Below are 852 nucleotides of genomic sequence, written 5' to 3'. Positions count from 1 at the left end.
TGTGTTAAATAATACTCAATTTTCATCATAACTGTTAGAAAAAATTAAGGCAATCATTTAACTTATCAATTAATTCGTTGAAATAAAGGAATTGAACAAAATCATGCAAATTTAATAAGATCTCAGCTCTATGTTATACAAATTCTTATTTAAATAGTTACCTGAATTGCTGATTCGAGAATTACAAGACCATTTTGTCGAATTACAAATTCAACCGACTCTCCAGGTTGTAACATTACCTGTGTCGAAAATGATAGTTGATAGTTGTCATCGTTATCAGATTGATTAATGATAATGTCTCCAGCTATGGGATTCCTAGCTATAGCCAATCCACCTATTACTCCAGGAACACTATAGTTCATGATGTCCCCCACGGCTGCAACTCTAGGGCCTCCATTATCAGATAAGAAAGTATAATTCCCACCATCTAATTGAATTACAGAGAAATTGAAAATTTGAAATTGCGGAGCACCTATAGCACTTGTTATCATCACATCAAAAGTTGTAGGGAATTGATTCACATTAACACCAGTACACTGCTTAACAGTATCAACTAATCTAGTTATCCCTGGTGGTCCTTGTGGTCCTTGTGGTCCTTGCGCTCCAGGTTTTCCTGGTGGTCCTGGAGGTCCTGGAGGTGGTGGTGGAACAACTCTACATTTACAATCTTTTCCTTTCATAGTAACATCACCTTCTATATTTCTTTTTACTTTATATATATGGATATTTGTTATAGAAGGTTGGACTAAAATATATAACGTGACTAAAATGTACTGGAGTCTATGGTAATTGTTCAAACAAAAAGAGCTGATATCACCTCTTAGTAACCTAATCATAGAGTTTTTAAAGCGT

The 852-nt window shown here is 34.7% G+C and carries 1 protein-coding gene; it reads right to left on the bottom strand.

Translation table 11 applies throughout. The features are described from left to right. Nucleotides 1-149 precede the first annotated feature (149 nt). On the bottom strand, nucleotides 150-680 hold the full coding sequence (locus tag JM172_RS24525; RefSeq protein WP_214484988.1) for a hypothetical protein: 531 nt from the start codon (nucleotides 678-680) through the stop codon (nucleotides 150-152). Nucleotides 681-852: the final 172 nt, after the last annotated feature.

The sequence above is a fragment of the Bacillus sp. SM2101 genome (assembly GCF_018588585.1).
In the GTDB taxonomy this organism is placed as follows: Bacteria; Bacillota; Bacilli; order Bacillales; family SM2101; genus Nanhaiella; species Nanhaiella sioensis.
The sequence above is the reverse complement of the archived record's forward strand: the minus strand, read 5'-3'. Positions and strand labels throughout refer to the sequence as shown.